The sequence below is a fragment of the Rhodanobacter sp. GW835-FHT13D09 genome, assembly GCF_058793995.1.
This window is the reverse complement of record NZ_JBXAGL010000001.1, coordinates 317815-339619: the sequence shown is the minus strand read 5'-3', so window position 1 is coordinate 339619 and position 21805 is coordinate 317815. Positions and strand designations below refer to the sequence as shown.

Annotated in this window: 13 protein-coding genes; 9 read left to right on the top strand and 4 right to left on the bottom strand. The window is 69.5% G+C overall.

The features are described 5' to 3' along the window. Window positions 1-47: 47 nt before the first annotated feature. Together AC1Q5A_RS01645 and AC1Q5A_RS01640 are read right to left on the bottom strand one after the other, a co-directional pair. Entirely contained in the window at window positions 48-1811 is a 1764-nt protein-coding gene (locus AC1Q5A_RS01645; RefSeq protein WP_492697610.1) for an autotransporter assembly complex protein TamA, read from the bottom strand. A 139-nt stretch (window positions 1812-1950) separates the two neighbouring features. Further along, on the bottom strand, window positions 1951-4551 hold the full coding sequence (locus AC1Q5A_RS01640; RefSeq protein WP_492697608.1) for a glycosyltransferase family 2 protein: 2601 nt from the start codon (window positions 4549-4551) through the stop codon (window positions 1951-1953). 202 nt (window positions 4552-4753) lie between these two features. On the opposite strand from AC1Q5A_RS01640, the gene hrpA reads away from it, so the two are divergent. Then, window positions 4754-8947 carry an ATP-dependent RNA helicase HrpA gene (gene hrpA / locus AC1Q5A_RS01635; protein ID WP_492697606.1) on the top strand — a complete coding sequence of 1398 codons (4194 nt, stop codon included), beginning with the start codon at window positions 4754-4756 and terminating at the stop codon, window positions 8945-8947. A 9-nt stretch (window positions 8948-8956) separates the two neighbouring features. Here the strand turns inward: hrpA and AC1Q5A_RS01630 are convergent, their stop codons facing one another. Beyond that, window positions 8957-9433 carry a hypothetical protein gene (locus tag AC1Q5A_RS01630; protein WP_492697604.1) on the bottom strand — a complete coding sequence of 159 codons (477 nt, stop codon included), beginning with the start codon at window positions 9431-9433 and terminating at the stop codon, window positions 8957-8959. Window positions 9434-9570: 137 nt separating this feature from the next. On the opposite strand from AC1Q5A_RS01630, the gene AC1Q5A_RS01625 reads away from it, so the two are divergent. The 6 genes from AC1Q5A_RS01625 to yoaA all read left to right on the top strand — a co-directional run bounded on the left by AC1Q5A_RS01625 (window position 9571) and on the right by yoaA (window position 19382). Further along, entirely contained in the window at window positions 9571-11706 is a 2136-nt protein-coding gene (locus AC1Q5A_RS01625; protein WP_492697602.1) for a bifunctional (p)ppGpp synthetase/guanosine-3',5'-bis(diphosphate) 3'-pyrophosphohydrolase, read from the top strand. 86 nt (window positions 11707-11792) lie between these two features. Beyond that, window positions 11793-13490, top strand: coding sequence for a hypothetical protein (locus AC1Q5A_RS01620; protein WP_492697600.1), 1698 nt, complete (start codon window positions 11793-11795; stop codon window positions 13488-13490). A gap of 7 nt (window positions 13491-13497) precedes the next feature. Next, complete coding sequence (locus tag AC1Q5A_RS01615; protein ID WP_492697599.1) at window positions 13498-14337, top strand: SDR family oxidoreductase; 840 nt, start codon at window positions 13498-13500, stop codon at window positions 14335-14337. Between the two features lie 107 nt (window positions 14338-14444). Further along, on the top strand, window positions 14445-16787 hold the full coding sequence (gene mrcB, locus AC1Q5A_RS01610) for a penicillin-binding protein 1B (protein ID WP_492697597.1): 2343 nt from the start codon (window positions 14445-14447) through the stop codon (window positions 16785-16787). 2 nt (window positions 16788-16789) lie between these two features. Next, window positions 16790-17317, top strand: a complete 528-nt coding sequence (locus tag AC1Q5A_RS01605) for a tetratricopeptide repeat protein (RefSeq protein ID WP_492697595.1) — start codon at window positions 16790-16792, stop codon at window positions 17315-17317. Window positions 17318-17435: 118 nt separating this feature from the next. Further along, entirely contained in the window at window positions 17436-19382 is a 1947-nt protein-coding gene (yoaA, locus tag AC1Q5A_RS01600; RefSeq protein ID WP_492697593.1) for a DNA repair helicase YoaA, read from the top strand. 109 nt (window positions 19383-19491) lie between these two features. Here yoaA and dmeF read toward each other — a convergent pair whose 3' ends face one another. Further along, on the bottom strand, window positions 19492-20430 hold the full coding sequence (gene dmeF, locus AC1Q5A_RS01595; RefSeq protein WP_492697591.1) for a CDF family Co(II)/Ni(II) efflux transporter DmeF: 939 nt from the start codon (window positions 20428-20430) through the stop codon (window positions 19492-19494). Between the two features lie 55 nt (window positions 20431-20485). On the opposite strand from dmeF, the gene AC1Q5A_RS01590 reads away from it, so the two are divergent. Beyond that, window positions 20486-20755 carry a metal/formaldehyde-sensitive transcriptional repressor gene (locus tag AC1Q5A_RS01590; RefSeq protein WP_492697589.1) on the top strand — a complete coding sequence of 90 codons (270 nt, stop codon included), beginning with the start codon at window positions 20486-20488 and terminating at the stop codon, window positions 20753-20755. Between the two features lie 283 nt (window positions 20756-21038). Then, window positions 21039-21704, top strand: a complete 666-nt coding sequence (locus AC1Q5A_RS01585; RefSeq protein ID WP_492697588.1) for a dihydrofolate reductase family protein — start codon at window positions 21039-21041, stop codon at window positions 21702-21704. Window positions 21705-21805 lie beyond the last annotated feature (101 nt).

Sequence of the window (21805 nt, the reverse complement as noted above, 5' to 3'; positions counted from 1 at the left end):
CGTTGCAGGGGAGGGAGAAAGACGGGGGCTGGCCGATTGCGTCTTCATCACAGATCCGGCCCGATCACCAGGTGCAGCCGGATGCCGTGCGCGCGATCGTCGTGGATCGGCGTGCCCAGGTCGACGCGGATCATGCCCACCGGCGAGCGCCAGCGCAGGCCCAGTCCGGCGCCGATCTTCGGCCGGTAGTCGGTGCCGCCGAACGCGTTGCCGGCATCGACGAACGCGGCCATGCCCCAGTTGCGCGTGAAGTAGTGCTCGACCTCGCTGCTGGCGACCAGCAGATGGTGGCCGCCGAGCACGCGGCCGGCGTTGTTGCGCGGGCCGATCGACTGGTAGCCGTAGCCACGCACCGAGCGGTCGCCGCCGGCGAAGAAGCGAAGCTGCGGCGGCAGCGCGGCGAAGTCGTCGGTCCAGGTCACGCCGGCGCTGCCGCGCAGGATCAGCCGGTTGCGCCGGCCGAACGCGCGGATCCACTTCGCGTCGGCGGTCAGTTCGCTGAAGCTGGCGTCGGACAGCAGGCTGCCGGCGGTGCTGCGCGCGGCCAGGCTGAGCAGCCAGCCGCGGCTCACGAAGTCGGGGTTGTCGGCCTGCTTGCGCGTCAGCGCGGCCTCGCCGAACACCAGCGTGCTGTGCCCGTGCTCGATGCCGGGCGTGTTGTCCGGCTCGCCGCCGCGCTTGCCCACGGTGAACGTGCCGGACAGCGCATGCACGCCCAGGGTGCGGGTCCAGCCATGCCACTGGCGGGTCTCGTTGCCGACCAGCTCCAGCGTGCGCGATTGCGAGGTGGCGGTGTTGGCGTCGCGGAAGTTCGCGCCGACGTTGTAGCTGCGCTGGTTGTCGCCGGGCATCGGGATCGAGTACAGCGTGGACAGCGTCTTCAGTTTCTGCGCCACCACCAGTTCGTTCTTCCATTTGTGCCCGCGCCGGTTCACCCAGCGCCGCTCCACCCCGCCGCGCATGCCGAAGCCGGTGTCGGTGCCGATGAACGGGCCGCCGGTGTAGATCGTGCGCTTGGCCGGAGCCAGCTGCACGGTGACGTCGACCACGCCGTTCTTCGCCTTGTCCACGTCCGGCTGCACGTTCACCACCGCGAAATAATCGGCGCCGTTCAGCGCCTGCTGCAGTTCCAGCAACTGGTTCTGCGAGAAGTAGTCGCCGGACTTGAACGGCACGTAGCGGTCGAGGAAGCCTTCGTTGAACTGCGCGCCGTCAAAATGCACCCGGCCGTAGCGATAGCGCGGTCCCGCCTGCCAGGCCAGCTTGATCGCCGCGCTGTGGCTGGCGCGGGTGACTTCGACCCGATGGGTGAGCAGGCGGGCGTCGAGGAAGCCGTTGGCGGTGAGCTGGGCGCTGAGCGCGTCGCGCGCCGCATCGTAGGCGCCGTGGTCCAGCGGCTTGTCCCTGAGCCGTTCGAGTGCGCGCTTTGCGCGGCGGATCGGGGCCAGCCCGGCCGCCTCCTGGTCCAGTATCACGTCGACGGACGTGACCTTGACCGGTTCGCCCGGCTGCACGTGCAGGGTTACTTGCCAGTCCCTGCCGACCTGCTGCAGCTCGCCGGTGACGGTGGCGTCGTAGTAGCCGTACGGCTCCATTGCGGACTTCACCTGGTCCGGCGCGCGTTCATACAGGCGCCGCACCTGGGCCGCGCTCACGTCCCGGGTGGCGTATTGCGACAGCTCCACGCCGGCGATCGCCGCCGCCTTCAGCGGGTCCGCGACGCCATCCACCACCAGTTGCACGCCGGCATGCGCCTGCGGTGCGGACAGCAGCAGAAGCAGCAGGCTCAGGCGTCGGGGGAAGCGGCGCATGCGTGGGGTTCGTCCTCGGATCGTTTTCTGGTTCGAGGCAGAGCTTAACCAGCCCGGTGTTGGCTCCGTATGAAGCCGGCCGGGTCGGCCGGCAGCGGGATCAGGGTGACGCGCGCGCCCCGCCGATGCGGTTGCAGCATCAGCCCGCCTTGTCGCCGGCCCTGTGCGCGATCCATGCGCCGACCACCGCGGACACGTACGGAATCGACTGCGCGGCGAGGATGAACATCCACAGGGTGCCTTCGATGTAGCGCGTGCCGTAGCCCAGCGCCATGCCGACGATGCACAGCAGCAGCGCCACCGCCATCAGCAGCTCCTCGCGCACCGGGGCGAACGCGGCGAAGCTGGAACCGCCCATGCGCCGGCTCTTGGCAGTCACCACGAACGAGGTCTTCTGGCGGGTGAGGCCGTGCAGGATGCCGCGCGCGATGGCGTGCGACAGGCCCATGCTGGCCAGCGAAGCCATCAGCGTGTCGTACCAGCCGCACGGCACGCGGGCGCGGTACAGCACGATGCCGAAGATCGCCTTGGCGAAGAAGAAGCCGATCACCGGGATCAGGAACAGCTGCATCGGCAGGCTGAAGTACTGCGGGAAGGCGACCATGCCCGCGGTCCAGAACAGCGCCATCAGGGTGAAGATGAGATGCAGCGCGTCGGCGAACCAGCTGAACCAGCCGGTGAGGAAGTGGAAGCGCTGGCCGGCGCTGAGCGGACCCTTCTGCGTCATCCAGTTCCAGCGGCCCTTGAGGATCTGCATGGCGCCGAACGCCCAGCGATAGCGCTGGCTCTTGTATGCCTTGAAGTCGGCGGGGGTGAGGCCCTTGCCCATCAGCTCGTCGACGTAGACCAGCTCGTAGCCGGCGTGCATCAGGCGCAGGCCGAGTTCCGCGTCCTCGCAGATGGTCCACTCGGACCAGCCGCCGGTGCCTTCCAGCGCGCTGCGCCGGACCATCGTCATGGTGCCGTGCTGGATGATCGCGTTGCGCTCGTTGCGGTGGTGCATGCCGATGCGGAAGAAGCCGTCGTATTCCCACGCGGTCATCCGGCGGAAGCGGTTGTGCTCGAACTCGCGGTGCGCCTGCGGGCACTGCACCACGGCCACCTTCGGGTCGTGGAAGTAGCCGGTGAGGGTGGCCAGCCAGTCCGGGCGCACCTCGTAGTCGGCGTCGATCACCGCCACCACGTCGGCCTCGGGCGCGGTTTCCTTCAGGCCGAAGTTCAGCGCGCCGGCCTTGAAGCCCGGCCACGGCGCCAGGTGGAAGAAGCGGAAGCGCTTGCCCAGCTTCTCGCAGTATTCCTGTACCGGCTGCCACACCGCCGGGTCCTTGGTGTTGTTGTCGATCACCAGCACTTCGAAGTTCGCGTAGTCCAGCGCGGCCAGCGAATCGAGCGTGACGATCACCATCTCCGGCGGCTCGTTGTAGCAGGCCAGGTGGATCGACACGAACGGCTGCTTCCCGGGCGGGTCGGGCTTCAGCATGCCGGCGTGGCGGACCCACTCGCGCCGCCACAGCACCTCGGTGAACTCGAAGCCGTTGATCAGCAGGATGGCGAGGATGGCGATCTGCGCGGGGAACAGCAGCACCAGCATCGTCCAGTCCACCCAGCTCAGGTAGAAGTTGAACGGCAGCGTGGCCGACCACACGATCAGGCCGCAGGCCAGCTGGATCAGCGCGGCGAAGAAGAACCGCCCCATCAGCTTGAAGCGGCTGAAGCGGCGCGCGAAGAAGATCATCGGCAGCAGCGCCAGCAGGCTCGCCGCCAGCGCCTTCCACGGCCAGCCGGTGTCCTCGGTGACCGGGCCGGTCAGCGGGAATTTCAGCTGGCGGTCGGCGTTGAACATGCCCCAGTACGCGCCGGTGCGGCCCTCGCCCAGGTTCTCCTTCCACGGCTGGTCGAACGCTTCCAGCAGGAAGTAGTCGATGTGCGTGGCCTTGGCCACGTTCATCCAGTCGCGGATGAAGATCGCCTCGTTGGAGACCGAGGGGTCGGCGTATTCGTGGCGGTCGCCGTTGGACGGCCAGCCGATCTCGCCGACCACCACGGGCTTGTCCGGGTAATGCTGGCGGATCGACTCGTAGGCGCCCAGCGCGGCGGGGACAGCGTCCTTGCGCGCGATGCCGTTCCAGAACGGGAACAGGTGGATGGTGATGAAGTCCACGTGCTGCACCAGCTCGGGATACTTCAGCCAGATGTAGTCCGGCTCGGCGATCGACACCGGCTGGTGCACGGCCGCGCGCACGCGGTCCAGGTACAGCATCATCTGCTCGGGCGGGAGGTCGTTGCGGAACAGCACCTCGTTGCCGACGATGACGCGGTCGATGGTGTCGGGGTAGGCGCGCGCCTTGGCGATCAGCAGCTCGATCTCGCGCTCGTTGTTGTCCAGCCGCTTGTCGATCTCGGCGCCGGCCATCACCTTGAGGCCTTCCCGCTGCGCCAGCCGGTACAGCTGCGGGTTCTGCTGCATCGTGTAGGTGCGCACCCGGTCGCTGTACTTGTGCAGCAGCTTCAGGTCGGCGGCGATGTCGTCGCTGCTTGGATAATCCTGCTTGAACGGGCTCTGGTAGCGCTGGAACACGTTCAGCGAGAAACCGCCGATCCTGCCGTGCCAGTCGTCCGGGCCGTGCGGCAGGTTGCCGTACCACCATAGCCCGATATTCATCGCGGCCACGACCAGTGCGAGCACGATCGCGACGAGTAGCGGATACCGGCTGTGGTGGTTTGCTGCGGTGGCGCTCAAAAAAATCCCCGAAGGAAGCCTGTGCAACAGGTGGTAGAGCCGCCAGAGCTTACCGAATGTGGGGCTGGCGGCCAATCGACCGGCACGGCGGCGGTCAGCGCCAGGTCAGGCCGGCGGCGTGTGGAAGGCGCCTTGGGCAGCCGCAGCCGATAGCCGGGGCTGTCAGGTCAGAGGGTCGCCAGCGGCTATCATGTGCGGTCCGATGAACGACACCCACCCGACCGCCAACGATTCCACCGCCGATCCCGGCCTGCGCGAGCTGCGTCGGCAGCTGGACGCGGTGTCCAGCCGCGACTTCGGCCGCCTGCTGGGACGCTGGCGCGGCCTGTCGCGCCGACCCGACGAAGGCAAGCTGGCGGCGTTGCGCGCGGATATCGAGCGTTCCGCGGCCAGGCGCGCTGCGCGCCAAGCGGCCAAGCCGCCGATCCGGCTGGACGAGTCGCTGCCGATCGCCGCACGTGGCGAGGACATTGTCAGACTGATCCGTGAGCACCAGGTGGTGGTGATCGCCGGTGAGACCGGCTCGGGCAAGACCACCCAATTGCCCAAGCTGTGCCTGGCCGCCGGCCGCGGCGAGGCGGGCATGATCGGCTGCACCCAGCCGCGCCGGCTGGCCGCGCGCTCGGTGGCGCGCCGCGTCGCGGAGGAACTGGGCACGCCGCTGGGCGACCTCGTGGGTTTCCAGGTGCGTTTCAACGACCAGGTGTCCGAGCGCAGTCTGGTCAAGTTCATGACCGACGGCATCCTGCTGGCCGAGACCCAGGGCGACCCGTGGCTCTCTGCGTACGACACCATCATCATCGACGAGGCGCACGAGCGCAGCCTCAACATCGACTTCCTGCTCGGCTACCTGAAGCGGCTGGCGGCGAGGCGGCCGGAGCTGAAGATCATCGTCACCTCGGCGACGATCGACACGGCACGCTTCGCCGGGCATTTCGACGGCGCGCCGGTGGTCGAGGTGGAAGGGCGCGCGTACCCGGTGGAGCTGCGCTGGCGGCCGGTCGACCAGCCCGGCAGCGAACGCATGCGCGGCCTCGGCCAGGGCAGCGCCGAACACATCGCCACCGTGCTCGACGAGATCATGACCGACCGCAGCCTCGGTGACGGCCCCGGCGACGTGCTGGTGTTCCTGCCCGGCGAGCGCGAGATCCGCGACGCGCATCAGCTGCTGTCGCGCCGGCAGTACCGCGAGACCGAGATCCTGCCGCTGTATGCACGGCTCTCCGCCGGCGACCAGGATCGCGTGTTCAAGCCCGGCGTGAAGCGCCGCGTGGTGTTGGCGACCAACGTGGCCGAGACCTCGCTCACCGTGCCGCGCATCCGCTACGTGATCGACACCGGTACCGCGCGGGTGAAGCGCTACAGCCAGCGCAGCCAGCTCGAACGGCTGCATGTCGAGCCGATCTCGCAGGCGGCGGCCGATCAGCGCAAGGGCCGTTGCGGACGCGTGGGGCCGGGCGTGTGCTATCGCCTGTACGACGAGGCCGATTTCGCCGGCCGCGCCGCGTTCACCGATCCCGAACTGCTACGCTCGTCGCTGGCCAACGTGATCCTGCGCATGCTGGCGCTGAAGCTGGGCGAGGTGGACGAGTTCCCGTTCCTGGAGGCGCCCGACCCGCGCGTGGTCGCCGACGGCTTCCGCCGGCTCACCGAGATCTCCGCGATCGACGAGGCGCGCAAGCTCACCGTGATCGGCCGTACCCTGGCGAAGTTGCCGATCGACGTGCAGCTGGCGCGCATGCTGGTCGAGGGCGAGAGGCTGCACGCCCTGCGCGAGCTGCTCACCATCGTCGCCTTCCTCAGCATCCAGGACCCGCGCGAGCGTCCCGGCGACGCACGCCAGCAGGCCGACGCCGCGCACGCGCTGTTCGCCGATCCGAAATCCGACTTCGTCGGTGTGCTGAACCTGTGGCAGGCCTATCACGACGCCCACGAGGAACTGACCCAGTCGAAACTGCGCGACTGGTGCACGCGCCATTTCCTCAGCTTCATGCGCATGCGCGAATGGCGCGAGCTGCATAGGCAGTTGTTGCTGGTGGTGGAGGAGCTGGGTTGGAAGCTTGATGGAGAGTCGCAAGCCGCACGCTCTGCTCCTCCCCCTGCGCGCCCCCAAGGGACTTCCTTCGGTCGCAGGGGGAGGTTGGGAGGGGGTAGAGCTCTTGACGTTGCTGCACAAAGTCAAAAGCGAACCCCTCATCAGCCCTCCACTGCGACCGAAGGAAGTCCCTTGGGGGCAAGCAGGGGAGGGAGCGAGAGTGACGCCGATCGTATTTATGAATCGGTGCATCGCGCCTTGCTCGCCGGCCTGCCCACTCAGGTCGGCCGCAAGGACGAAAAGGGCGTCTACCTCGGCACGCGCGAACGCAAGTTCCAGGTGTTCCCCGGTTCGGCGCTGGCGAAGGCGCCGCCGAACTGGATCTTCTCCGCGCAGATCCTCGACGTCGGCGGGCGCGTGTGGGGCATGGCGAATGCGCGCGTCGAACCGTTGTGGATCGAGCAGCAGGCCGCGCACCTGCTGCGCACGAGTTGCCGCGACCCGCACTGGTCGAGAAAGCGCGGCTGCGTGGTGGCCTACGAGCAGGTCAGCCTGCTCGGCCTGGTGCTGGTGGAGAAGCGGCCGGTCACGTTCCAGCAGCAAGACTCGGCGCTGGCCCACGCGATCTTTCTGCGCGAGGCGCTGGTGCGCGGCGACATCGACAGCAAGGTCGAATTCGTGCGCGCGAACCAGCGCGTGCTGGAGGAAGCCATCGGCATCGAGGCGAAGCAGCGTCGCGAAGGCCTGATCCGGCATGAGGACGAGCTGGCCACGTTCTTTGAAGGCAAGCTGCCCGGCGACATCGCCAGCAGCCGCGCGCTGGACGCGTGGTACCGCAAGGCGCGCCCCGCCGAACAGGCCGCGCTGCGCTGGTCACTCGACGACGTGATGGCGGGCGGCGCCAGGCTCGATGCGAAGGCCTTCCCCCCGGCGCTCGATGTTCCGCCGCAGAGGTACAGGCTGGAATACCGTTTCGTGCCCGGCGACGAAGCCGACGGCGTGACCCTGCAGCTGCCGCTGGCGATGCTGAACGCGCTGCCGGCGGCGCGCTGCGAGTGGCTGCTGCCAGGCCTGCTGGGCGAGAAGGTGGCCGAGTTGATCCGTGGCCTGCCGAAGGCCCTGCGGCGCAACTTCGTACCGGCGCCGGATTTCGCGCACGCCTTCGTCGAGGCTGAATCGCCGCGCGACGAGCCGCTGGCCAGGGTGCTGGCCGGGTTCCTGAAACGCACCACCGGCGTCGATATCGGCGCCGGAGAATTTGCCGGCATCGATCTGCCGCCGCACTTCCTGATGCGCTATCGCCTGCATGACGAGCGCGGCAGGACGCTGGCCAGCGGTCGCGACCTCGCTGCGTTGCGCGGGCAGTGGCAAGGGCAGGCGCGCGAGGCGTTCTCGCGCAAGACCGACATCGAGCTGACCCGCGAGGACGTGGCCAGCTGGGATTTCGAGGAGATCCCGGCACAGGTGCGTTCCGAGGGTGGCCTCACGGCGTTCCCGGCGCTGGTCGACCTGGGCGGCGCCGTGGCGCTGCGCGTGTTCGAGCGCAGCGACGAGGCGCAGGCGGCACACCGGCAAGGCGTGGTGCGGCTGCTGCGCAATGCGCTGGCCAGCGAGGCGAAGCAGGTACGCCGGCGCCTACCGATCGGCAATGCGCTGGCCTTGAAGTACGCACCGCTGGCCATGGATGGCCGAGTGCCGCGGGCGCAGGATGCGCAGGAGCGGCCGCTGGCCATGGATGGCCGAGTGCCGCGGGCGCAGGATGCGCAGGAGCGGCCGTTTGGCGGCGTGGAGGGCTTGCGCGAAGACCTGCTCGAAGGCGGCTTCGCCGACCTGCTGCAGCGCCATGAGCTGGACGTGCGTACCGCCGGCGCATTCGAGGCGTTGCGCACGCAGTGCACGCGCGAACTGTTCGGCGCGGGTGTCGAACGGCTGAAACTGGCCGAACCCGTGATCGAGGCGCAGGCCGACCTGAAGCCGTGGCTGCAGCCGCCGCTGCTGGGTTTCGCCCGCGCCAGCTACGACGACCTGCGCGAACAGTTCGACGCGCTGCTCACGCCCGGTTTCCTGCGCGAGCTGCCGCCGTCGCGACTGGCGCATTACCCGCGTTACCTGAAGGCGATGCGCCTGCGCGCCGAGCGCCTGCGGCAGGATCCGGCGAGAGACCAGCAGCGCATGCTGCAGGTGCTGCCATATTGGCGCGCCTACCTGCAGCACCGCGCCGCCGGCGCCGATCCGGCCGCCCTGGCCGAGTTGCGCTGGCTGATCGAGGAATGGCGCGTGTCGCTGTTCGCGCAGGAACTGAAGACCGCCGAACCGGTATCGGCCAAGCGGCTGGCGAAGGCGCTGGCGTCACTGCCCTGAGGTTCGCTGTCAGCGCACCCGCTTGACGTGTACGTTTTCGTAGCAGGATGGCACGTACATCAGCCACAAGCCCATCAGCGATGGCTTGATCTTCACCTCGGGATTTTCGGTCGGCTGGCAGGAGTGGGGTTCCTCGTCGGTCACTTCCCATTGCTGGCCGTTGGCGAAGGTGAACTGGTGCTGCTTGTTCCAGCCATCGAAGTGTCCGACGACATGGGTCTCGATGGTGCTGCGTTTCTGGTCGCCGGGATAGAACACCGGCTTGCCGCTGGAGCTGACGACACGCGTGGTCGCCTTGTCGTGCGTGCTCAGCCAGTTCTCCAGATTCTGCAGTTCCTGCGCCGACAGCTTGTCCAGGCCGGCGGCCTTGAATTCGGCGCTGCCCATGCGCTGCTGCAGGCTGGCGGTGTCCTGGGCGTGCGCGCCCAGGCAGTACAGCGGCAATGCCAGCAACAGCGGCAGGCTCAGGTGGCGGCGGATCGACATGGATGCACCCTCGGGGCAGTGGAATGCAGACGATTCTGCGCGCCGAGCCGCCTTCGCGCCAGACGCCGGCCATGTCGCAGCCATGATGGGCGCGCCCGCCGGCTACTATGATCGGCAGCAGCAGACACTCCGGCATCATGGCCCAGACCGTCAAATCCTCCAGCCTGTCCGATTGGCGTGATCGCGCGGGTGCCCTCCCGCCGCAGTTGGCCGAGGCGCTGCGGGCGTGCGCCGGGCAGCCGGTGCCGGCGGCCGAGTGCGCCGACGTGCTGGACCTGCTCGGCGTGCTCGGCTGCGATGCGCAGACCCAGGCGGCGGCGCTGTGGTTCGAGCTGGCCCGGGTCGATCCCGCATTGTGGGCGGCGCGCCGCGCCGGGCTGCCGGCGGAACTGCAGCGGCTGGTGGACGGCCAGCAGGCGGCCGAGCAGGTGTGGGCGCTGCATGCGCAACGGCCGCCACAGGGTGCGGCCGAGGGCCTGCGCCGGCTGCTGCTGGCGATCGTGCGCGACCTGCGCGTGGTGTTCGTGTTGCTGACGCGGCAGCTGGCGCGGATGCGCGCGGCGGCGGCGCTGCCCGAAGGCGAGCGGCAGGCGCTGGCGCGGCTCACCCGTGACATCCATGCGCCGCTGGCGAACCGGCTCGGCATCTGGCAGCTGAAGTGGGAGCTGGAGGATCTGGCGTTCCGCCATCTGCAGCCGGATACCTACCGGCGCATCGCCGACCTGCTCGACGAGCGGCGCGCCGACCGCGAGGCGTTCATCCGCGACTCGCTGGCCGAACTGCAGCGCGCGCTGGCGGCGGCGGGCATCCGGGCTGAACTGGCCGGCCGGCCCAAGCACATCTATTCGATCTGGAAGAAGATGCAGCGCAAGGCGCTGGACTTCTCCGACCTGTACGACATCCGCGCGGTGCGCGTGCTGGTCGACAGCATCACCGACTGCTATGCCGCGCTGGGCGTGGTGCATTCGCTGTGGCCGCACCTTCCTGGCGAGTTCGACGACTACATCGCGCGGCCCAAGGCGAACGGCTACCAGTCGCTGCACACCGCAGTGATCGGGCCGGAAGGCAAGACGCTGGAGGTGCAGATCCGCACCCACGCCATGCACCGGGCCAACGAACTGGGCGTGGCCGCGCACTGGCGCTACAAGGAGGGTGGCAGCGGCGACGCCGAGTTCGAGGCGAAGATCGCCTGGATGCGCAAGCTGCTGGAGCCGCGCGGCGAGGATGACAGCACGCTGGCCGCGGAGCTGCAGACCGAGCTGCTGGAAGACCGCGTCTACCTGCTGACTCCGAAGGGCGAGGTGTTCGACCTGGCGCGCGGCGCCACCGTGCTGGACTTCGCCTACCTGGTGCATACCGAAGTGGGCCATCGCTGCCGCGGCGCCAAGGTCAACGGCCGCATCGTGCCTCTGACGTTCCAGCCGCAGAGCGGCGACCGCGTCGAGATCCTCACCGGCAAGGTGGCCGAACCCAGCCGCGACTGGCTGTCGCCGCATCACGGCTACCTCAACACCGCGCGGGCCAAGGACAAGCTGCGCGCGTGGTTCCGCAAGATCGCCCACGACGCCAACGTGGCGGCCGGCCGCGGCATGTTCGAGCGTGAGCTGAAGCGGCTGGCGCTGACCCAGGCGGACGTGAGCCGGCTGCCGGCGCATTTCCACCTGAAGAACCACGACGAGCTGCTGGTGGCGCTGGCGCTGGGCGAGGTCACCCCTGGGCAGGTCGCCCGCGTGCTGCAGGAGGCGGCGCAGCCGCCGGAGCCGCCCGCAGTCACCCAGTCGGGCGCGCCGGTGGCCTCGCGCCACGCCACGCTCGACCACAGCGCGCTGCGCATCGAAGGCATCGGCAACCTGCTGACCACGCTGGCGCGCTGCTGCCAGCCGCTGCCCGGCGATCCGGTGCGCGGCTTCGTCACCAAGGGCCGCGGCGTGTCGGTGCACCGTGCCGACTGCGGCAGTCTGGCGCGGCTGGCCCGGCGCGATCCAGACCGGGTGATCGAGGTGAGCTGGGGCAACGCCGCCAGCCAGGCCTACGAGGTCGACATCGAACTGCGCGGCTACGACCGCAAGGGCCTGCAGAAGGATGTCACCAGCGTGGTCAGCAACGCCGGCACCCACATCATCGCCTCGTCCAGCCGGCTGTTCGTGCATACCGGCGAGGTGGAGATGCGCTTCACCCTGCGCGTGCGCGATTTCGAGCAGCTGTCGACCTTGCTCGGCAAGCTGCTGGCGTTGCCGAACGTGCTCGACGTGCGCCGGGTCGGCGTCGGCTGAATGACCGCGCAATGCCCATGGGTCTGCCAAATGGCGGCAGACGGCCCGATGCTAAGCTTCAGCGTCAGCCTTCACCGCCACGGACCATGAGCCGAAGCCGAGACCAGCACGAAGCACATCCACCCGGGCGCACCGAGCCCACCCTGGGGGACATCGATCGCCTGGATGCGCCGCGCGCGCCGATCGCGGACGGCTTGCCGCCGGTGTCGGTCGAGCCGCGCCGTGCGCATGGCGGCCAGGCGGTGTCGCGTCGCCACCGCCGTCGCCGCGGCTGGCTGCTGCCGCTGTTGCTGCTGCTGATCGCGGCGTCCGGCGTGCTCTGGTTCAACCAGAACCGCCTGCGCGGCATGCTGCCGCGTACCGACTTCAACACCGTGCTGACGCAGGCGCAGCGGGCATTGCAGGATGGCCGTCTGGACGGCCAGGACGGCACCAGCGCGCGCGAACTGTTCCAGGCCGCCGCGGCACTGGAACCGGACAACGACCGCGCCCGCGACGGGCTGCGCCAGGTCGGCCAGGCCGAGCTGGCGCAGGCCGATGCGGCGCTGCAGGCGGGCAACCTGGCCCAGGCCGCGCAGCAGGCTGCGGTGGCCCGCGAACTGCTCGGCGGCGGCAGCGACGTCGACCGGCTCGACCGCGCGATCAGTGGCTCCCGCGCACGGCAGGTGCAGACGGTGGACCTGGTCGACCAGGCGCGGCAGGCCTTCGCCGCCGGCAAGTTGAGCGGCCCCGACGGTGCCGGCGCGCTGTACCAGCGCGTATTGCGCGCCGACCCGGACAACGCGGTGGCGGCCCATGGCCTGGACCAGGTCGGCTACGCGCTGGCGGTGCAGGCGCGCAATGCGTTCGATGCGAAAGACGCCGCGACGGCCGACGCCAGCATCGAGCAGCTGGCCGCGTTGCAGCCGAACAACGGCGCGTTGCCGTCGCTGCGCGCGTTGCAGGCGCAGGCGCGCAAGCAGGACAACAGCGCGCTGGAGGCCGTGCTCAAGGCGGGCCAGGACGCGTTGCGCGCGGGCCGCATCGCCGGCAGCGGCGACGACACCGCGCTGGCCCATTTCCAGGCCGCGCTGAAGCTCGATCCGGACAACACCCAGGCGCGCGACGGCCTCGGCAGGGTGGCGCAGGCGCTGACCGTGCAGGCGAATGCCGCACTCGACGACGGCGACACGGCGCAGGCGGCGAAGCTGCTCGGGCAGGCGGAGGAACTGGCGCCGAAATCGGCTGACCTCGCCGCGGCGCGGGCAAGGTTGGACAAGGCGTCTGCGGTGAAGTCGGCGCCGGCCACCCCCGCAGCTGCGGAACATGCACCGGCACCGGTCGCCCCGGTTGCCGTGTCGCCACAGCAGAAAGAGGCGGTGGCGCTGCTGGTGCAGCGCGCACAGCTGGCCACGAACAACGGAGCGATCCTGATGCCGCCCGGCGACAGTGCGTACGACCTGTACCGCAGCGCGCTGGCGATCGACGGCAACGACGAGGCGGCGCTGCACGGCCTGCAGGCGTTGCCCACCCGGGTCGAGGGGCAGTTCAACCAGGCGCTCGCCGCCGGCGAGCTGGGCAAGGCCGGTGACCTGCTGGCGAGCTTCGCGGAACTGGCGCCGGGCGACGCCGCGCAGGGCGCGCTGGGCAACCGGCTGGCCGGCGCATGGCTCGACCAGGCCGAACAGCAACTGGCGCGAGGCGACCGGACCGGTGCCCGCCAGTCTCTGCAGCGCGCGAGCAAGCTCGCGCCGTCCAACCCGCGCGTGCTTGATCTGGGCGTCCGCCTGCAAGGTGGCGGGTGAGCGCGGCATGACGATCCTGGTGTTTGGCGCCAGCAGCCAGATCGGCCATTTCCTGTTGCCGCGCCTGCTCGCCAGCGGCGAGCCGGTGCTCGCCTTGAGCCGGCGGCAGCGGCCCGCGCACGCCGGGATGGCATGGCTGCAGGGCACGCTGCCCGACCGCGTGCCGGCAGTGCCGCCGCTGTCGGCGATCATCAGTTTCGGCCCGCTGCAAGAGCTGGCCGACTGGCTGGCGCAGGCCGCCCTGGCCGATGCGCCGCGAGTGGTGGCCACCAGTTCGATGAGCGCCGAGACCAAACGCGAGTCGAGCGTGCCGGCCGAGCGTGCCGTCGCGCGCCAGCTGCGCGAAGGCGAGGCTGCGCTGGCCGCTGCCTGCGAACGCCACGGTTGTGCCTGGACCGTGCTGCGGCCCACCCTGGTCTACGGCGCGGGCCTGGACAAGAGCCTCACCCCGATCGCCCGCCGTGCGATGCGGCTGCGGCTGTTCCCGTTGCCGGCCGGCCGCGGCCTGCGCCAGCCGGTGCATGCGGACGACATCGCACAGGCGGTGCTGGCCGTGCTGGAATGCCCGGCCGCGGCCGGGCGGATCCTGCCGATCGGCGGCGGCGAGCGGCTGCGCTCCGCCGAGATGTTCGCGCGGGTGCGCCGCAGCCTGCCGCGGCCCACCGTGCCGCTGCCGCTGCCGGCGTGGCTGCTGCGGCTCGGCCAGCGCGCGTTGCCGCCGCTGCGCGGACCGCTGAGCCGGCTGGACAGCGACCTGGTCGCCGACAACGGCGAACTGCAGCGCGTGCTGGGCATCCATCCGCGGCCGTTCCGGCCCGAGCCCGCGATGTGGGTGTCGTCACGCTAGCTGCCCCGCACGGCCCGCGTTTTGCCCCGAAACCGGCCGTCGCGTTCAGATGCCCGCCGGGTAGCAGGCCCTATGATCGACCTACTTGATTGCCGGATTCCCCCACGTTGGCCCCGATGACCCGCATTCGCCTGCTCGCGCGCCGCAGCTGGCCCTGGCTGCGCATCCCGCTGTGGGTCGCTGCGGGCCTGCTGGTGGGCTTCGTGCTGCCGTACACGCTGGTGCTGAACAAGCGGGTGCAGGAACGCTTCAACGATCTGGTGTTCGCGGTGCCGACCCGGGTCTACGCGCGGCCATTGCCGCTGGCCGCCGGCTTGCCGATGAAACCGGCGGCGCTGGAGCTGGAGCTGACCTTCGCCGGCTACAGCAACGACGGCAGGGGCCAGGTTGCCGGCAGCTGGGCGAAGGACGGCGCGCGCTTCACGGTTTCCTCGCGCGGCTATGCCGGGCCTGACGGTGGCGAGCTGCCCAGGCGGATCCGCGTCACCCTCGGCAACGGCGTGGTGCAGTCGGTGCAGGACGTCGCCAGCGGCAAGAAGATCGAGCTGGCGCACCTGGATCCGGCGCGCATTGCCACGCTGTACGGCGCCACCCAGGAGGAGCGCCGCTTCGTGCACCTGGCCGACGTGCCGCCGCTGCTGGTCAGTGGCCTGCAAGCGGTCGAGGACCGCGACTTCAAGCATCACATCGGCATCGACATCGGCGCGATCGTGCGCGCGGCGTTCGCCAACCTGCGCGCGGGGCATACCGTGCAGGGCGGCTCCACGCTGACCCAGCAGCTGGTGCGCAACCTGTTCCTCAACCGCGACCAGAACTTCACGCGCAAGATCAACGAGGCGCTGATGTCGCTGCTGCTGGAGGCGCACTACAGCAAGGGGCGCATCCTCGAGGCCTACGTCAACGACGTCTTCCTCGGCCAGCAGGGCGGCCAGGCGGTGCATGGTTTCGCGGCGGCGGCGGAGTTCTACTTCGGGCGGCGGCTGGAGGACCTGCGGCCACAGGAGGTCGCGCTGTTGGTCGGCATGGTGAAGGGGCCGAGCTACTACGATCCGCGCCGCGCGCCGGAGCGTGCGCTGGCCCGGCGCAACCTGGTGCTGCAGGAATTCTTCGATACCCACCTGATCGATGCCGCGCAGCTCAACGCCGCGCAGGCCGCGCCGCTGGACATCGTGCAGAACGGCCAGCTGCCGCACAACCGCTTCCCGGCCTTCATGGACCTGGTGCGCACGCAGATCACCGCCGATTTCGACGAGCAGGCGCTGCGTGACGGCAACCTGTCGATCTTCACCACGCTCGACCCCGCCGCCCAGCTGTATGCCGAGCAGGCGGTCGCCAGCGCGCTGAAAGGCCTCGGCAAGCGCGGCGACGGCGTGCAGGCGGCGGGCGTGGTGACCGATGCGCACAGCGGCAGCGTGCTGGCGATGATCGGCAGCAAGATCCCGGGCGACCCGGGCTTCAACCGCGCGATGGATGCACGCCGGCCGATCGGCTCGACGGTCAAGCCGTTCGTCTACCTGGTCGCGCTGACCCAGCCGGAGCGCTGGAACCTCGCCAGCATGATGGACGACAGCCCGGTCAGTCTGCGCCAGCCCGACGGCAGCTACTGGACGCCGCAGAACGACGATCACCGCAGCCACGACCCGCTGATCATGGTCGATGCGCTGGCGCACTCGTGGAACCTGGCGACGATCCACCTGGGCATGCAGGTGGGGCTGCCGCGGATCCAGGCGTTCCTGAAATCGTTCGGCATCGGCGACATCAATCCCAGCCCGTCGCTGCTGATCGGCGCGCTCGACCTGTCGCCGCTGCAGTTGGCCCAGCTGTACCAGTACCTCGCCGCCGACGGCCATGCGCTGCCGCTGGTGGCGGTACGCGGCGTGCTCGACGGCAACGGTCGCACGATCAAGCGCTACCAGGTGCAGGGTGGCCGCGGCGAATACCAGGAAGCGGTGCGGCTGACCACCTGGGCGATGCAGCAGGTGGCCGAGTACGGCACCGCCAGCGCGCTCGGCAACTCCGCGCTTGCCTCGCTGCATGCCGCCGGCAAGACTGGCACCAGCAACGACATGCGCGACAGCTGGTTCGCCGGTTTCACCGACGATCACCTGGCGGTGTTCTGGATGGGTCGCGACGACAACAAGCCGACCACCCTGTTCGGCGCCACGGGCGCCCTGCGCGCATGGCGCGACCTGTTCACCAAGCTGCCGACCACGCCACTGTCGGCCGCGCCCGGCGAAGGGCTGGAGATGGCGTGGATCAACCCCTCCAGCGGCAAGCGCACCGAATCGCAGTGCTCGGGCGCGCAGCAGGTGCCGGTGATCCAGGGCACGTTGTCGGCCGACACCGAGGGCTGCTTCTGGCAGGGCATCCAGAGCCTGTTCGGCGGCAGCGACCATCCCACCGCCACCGGCGCGGCAGGTCCCGCGCCCAGTACTCCGAACGGAAATTGATCATGCGTTCCCCTGTCCTGCGTTCCCTTTCGCTGCTGGCTGCCGGCGTGCTGACCGGTTGCGGCATGTTCGCCACCACGCCGCCGCCAGCGGACACCCGGCCGCCGCTGCCGACCTACGACCAGGTTGCGGCGATCCGTGCCGCCGGCGATCGCGAAAAATCCGTCATCGACGTCCATGCGTTGCGCGACCCTGGCGTCACCGCGCTGCAGGACGCCGCCAGGTACGACGAGCAGAGTGGCAAGTACGCCGATGCAGCGGCCACGTTGGATCAGGCGTTGAAACTCAGCCCGGATTCGCCCGACCTGCTGCAGGAGCGTGCCGAGATGGCGGTGCGCCTGAAGGATTTCTCCGCCGCCGAGAGGTTGGCCCACAAGTCGTGGTCGCTCGGTCCCAGGCTGGGGCCGCTGTGCGCGCGCAACTGGCAGACCATCGCCGAGATGCGCCTGCAGGCGCGCGACCCGGCCGGCGCCGAGACCGCGCGCAAGTGGGTCGGGCAGTGCCACAAGGCCGGAGTCCCGCGCTACTGAGAGCGGGCCACATGCCGGCTGCCCGATCCGCGGCCCCTGGCATCGCCGCCGCCACGGGGAGCGTGGATGCGGACAGCCGTCGTTTTGCCGTGCGCTGCCGCTCCGCCATACTTGGCGGATGAACGACCTCGATGACACCGAGTCCGACGACGTCGGCGCCCTGCTCGGTGCCGACGGCCCGTTCGCGCGCGAGCTGCCGGATTTCGCGCCGCGGCTGGCGCAGCAGGCGATGGCACGCGCGGTGCAGCAGGCGGTCGCCGGGCGCGATACGTTGATTGCCGAGGCCGGTACCGGTACCGGCAAGACCTATGCGTACCTGGTGCCGGCGCTGCTGTCGGGCGAGCGGGTGATCATCTCCACCGGCACCAAGGCGCTGCAGGACCAGCTGTATTTCCGCGACCTGCCGAAGGTGCGCTCGGTGCTCGGCACACGGCTGAAGACCGCCTTGCTGAAAGGCCGCGCCAACTACCTGTGCCTGTACCGGCTCGACCAGACCGTGAGGGAAGGCGCCAGCTTCGAGCGCACGCAGGCGGCACAGCTGGCGACGATCCGCGCGTGGTCGGCACGCACCCGCCGCGGCGACCGGATGGAGCTGGCCGAGGTGCCGGAGGAGTCGCCGCTGTGGCCGCGGGTCACCTCGACGCCGGAGAACTGCCTCGGCGTGGAGTGTCCGTTCTACGACGACTGCCATGTGTTCAAGGCGCGCCGCGAGGCGATGGAGGCGGACGTGGTGGTGGTCAACCATCACCTGCTGTTCGCCGACCTCGCGCTGAAGCAGGAGGGCTTCGGCGAGATCCTGCCGGGGGCGGCGGCTTTCATCCTGGACGAGGCGCACCAGATTCCCGAACTGGCCGGCCAGTTCTTCTCGCAGAGCGTCAGCGCGCGCCAGCTGAGCGACATGGCGCAGGATGCGCTGACCGAATGCAGCGGCGTCACCGGTGCGATCGGCCTGCTGCTGGAGCCGGTGGAGGCGCTGCAGGACGCGCTGCGCAAGCTGCGCCTGGCGCTGGAGCCGCTGCCCGCGCGCGGCGCGTTCCAGTTGCTGGAGGATCGCGCCGACGTGCGCGGTCCGCTGCACGATCTGCGCGAACTGCTGGCCACGCTGGCCGAGCTGCTGGCCTCGCAGGCCGAGCGCTCGTGCGGCTTCGCCAACCTGCACGAACGCGCCGAACTCTTCACCGAGCGGCTGGACCGCATCGTCGAATCGCACGGCGACCACGACGTGCGCTGGTACGAAACCTTTCCACGCGGCTTCGCGCTGTACGCCACGCCGCTGGACCTGGCGGCGCCGATGCGCGGCCTGCGCGAGCGCACCCAGGCGGCGTGGATCCACACCTCGGCCACGCTGTCGGTGGCCGGCAACTTCGACCACTTCGCGCGCCAGCTCGGCCTCGACGAGCCGCAGACGCTGAGCCTGGAAAGTCCGTTCGACTACGCACGCCAGGCGTTGTGCTACCTGCCGCCGGGCTTGCCCGACCCGAACGCGCGCGATTACACCGACAAGGTGATCGAGGCGCTGCTGCCCGTTCTGCACGCATCCAGTGGCCGCGCCTTCCTGCTGTTCACCTCGCACCGCGCGCTGCGCCGCGCCGCCGAGCTGCTGCAGGACAAGGTGCCGTGGCCGCTGTTCGTGCAGGGCACCGCGCCACGGCCGCGGTTGCTGGAGGAGTTCCGCGCCAGCGGCCATGGCGTGCTGCTCGGCGCGGCCAGTTTCTGGGAGGGCGTCGACGTGGTCGGCGAAGCGCTCAGCGTGGTGGTGATCGACAAGCTGCCGTTCGCCGCGCCCGACGATCCAGTGCTGATGGCCCGCCTCGCCGCGCTGGAACAGTCAGGCATCAATCCGTTCATGGGCTGGCAGGTGCCCAGCGCGGCGATCGCGCTGAAGCAGGGCGCCGGTCGGCTGATCCGCAGCGTGCACGATCGCGGCGTGCTGGCGCTGTGCGATCCGCGCCTCAGCGGCAAGGGCTACGGCAAGCTGTTCCTCGCCAGCCTGCCGTCGATGCCGCGCACGCGCGAGCTGGCCGATGTGCGGGCCTTCTTCGGTACCGCAAGCGCAGCTTCGTAGGGCGGGCACTGCCCGCCGCTCTTCGGCCCGGCATGCGAAGTAGAGACCGGCGGGCAGTGCCCGCCCTACGAAACGAAGCAGGGGCTCCTCCGCCTGTCACGAGGTTGGCTCAGGCCAGCGCGACCTCGACCGTCACGTGCACCAGTTCCTCGTGGACGGCCAGCTGCCGGCGGACCTCTCCGGCGTCGATGGCCGTGCTGGCGACCAGCGCCAGGATGCAGGCGTAGCTCTCGCGACCGACGCGCCAGACGTGCAGGTCGCTGATGGCCGCCGTCGGAAAATGTTCCTTCACCACATCGCGGATTTCCATGACCACCGGCTGGTCCATCTCGGCGTCCAGCAGGATCCGGCCGGATTCGCGCAGCAGGCCGACAGCCCAGCGCGCGACCAGGATCGAACCCGCGATGCCCATCACCGGATCGAGCCAGGCGGCGCCGTAAAGCTTGCCGCCAAGCAGCGCGACGATGGCGAGCACGGAGGTCGCCGCGTCCGCGACGACATGCAGGTAGGCCGCGCGCAGGTTCACGTCGTGATGGTGGCCGTCATGCCCGTGATCATGCCCATGCGGATGATCGTGCCCGTGCCCGTGATGGTGCTCGCCCTTCAGCAGCCACGCGCACAGCAGGTTGACGCCCAGGCCGAGCACCGCGATCAGGATCGCGTCGTCGTAGTGGATCACGGCGGGCACGAACAAGCGTTCCAGCGACTGCACCATCATCAGCGCGGCGACCACGGCCAGCAGCAGGGCGCTGCTGAAGCCGCCGAGTATCTCGATCTTCCAGGTGCCGAACGCGAACCGGCCGTCCTTCGCGTAGCGCCGGGCCAGCACGTAGGCCATCACGGAAAGGCCCATCGCCAGCGCATGCGAGCTCATGTGCCAGCCGTCGGCCAACAGCGCCATCGAATTCAGCCAGTAGCCGCCGGTGATCTCCACCACCATCATCGCCGCCGTGATGAACACCACGTGCCGCGTGTTGCGCTCCGCCCTGGTGTCGACGTGGTTGAACTGGTGGCTGTGGGTGAACGGAGAGGCGTCGGGCGCGGGCATGGTTAGATCTCTGGCGATATACTCCCCCATAGTATACGAACGAAGGGCGATCGCCATGTCCCACATCCAGGAAAGCCGGAAGAAACTGGTCGCCCGGGTGCGCCGTATCGGTGGCCAGGTGGCTTCGCTCGAACGCGCGATCGAAGGCGATGAGGAGTGCGGCGCCGTGCTGCAGCAGCTGGCCGCCGTGCGCGGCGCGGTCAACGGCCTGATCCTGCAGGTGATGGAGGGTCATCTGCGTTCCCACGTGGCCGGCAGCGGCAACACGAAACGGCAGGACGAACTGCTGCCGGTGCTTGCCGTGCTGAAGAGCTACCTCAAGTAGTTGCCGGCAGGGAGTCAGCGGTAGGTCCGGCCGTCGATGGCCGGGTCGGTTGGCCAGCGGCCCGAGGGTGCTCGCATCGTTGATGATCGGCTGATCGTGTTTCACCGGGGCGTGTCGGGGCTGCATCCGACGGCTGCTCGATGCCCGCTTTCGACCGCGGATCAGGTCGGTCGACGCAACCGATTGTCGAAACGTGCTCCCGCCGTTCGCCGTGGCTCTGTGATAGGCCCGATGCACCTGGTCACCCTGGTTCCAGCCACCGTCACAGGACCAAGGAAGAATCATGGCTACTGCAACGGCGACGAAAAGAAAGCTGGTGTTGAAGATGTCCGTCTCCCTGGACGGCTTTGTCTGCGGACCGGACGGCGAGGCCGACTGGATATTCCGCTCAGCCGGGGGCGCCGATTCAACGGCGTGGGTGCTCGATACGCTTGGCGGGGCCGGCGTGCACATCATGGGCAGCCGCAGCTATCACGACATGGCGGCGTTCTGGCCGTATTCGGACATGACGATCGCTCCGCCGATGAACGACATTCCCAAGGTCGTTTTTTCGCGGCAAGGGATCAAGCACGGCCTGCAGGCGGATCGGACGACGGCGGCGCTCACCGCAGCAGAAGCACGCAATGCACAGCGGCATGGCGTCACGCCGACGGCGGCGATTCTCAAGTCCTGGGCCGAACCCGCCGTGGCAAGCGGCGATCTCGCGGAGGAAATCCTCCGACTGAAGGCACAGCCGGGCCATTTCATCCTGGCGCATGGCGGCGCCCGGTTCGCCCAGAGCCTCGCTGCCTCCGGCCTCATCGACGAATATCGACTGGTCATCCATCCGGTGGTGCTGGGCCAGGGCCAGCCACTGTTCTGCGCACTGGGCAGCCCGGTCGACCTGCGCCTGGTCAGCGTGACTCCCTTCGCTTCTGGCGCCATGGCCGCCATCTACCAGCCGGCATGAACCGTCGCGCGCCGGCGGAATAGCTCGACGGCGGGGCCCGGTTGCTTCGCGCGTGGAGTTCCGGGCCTTGCGTGCGGCGAGATCCATGCCGGGTTCGATTC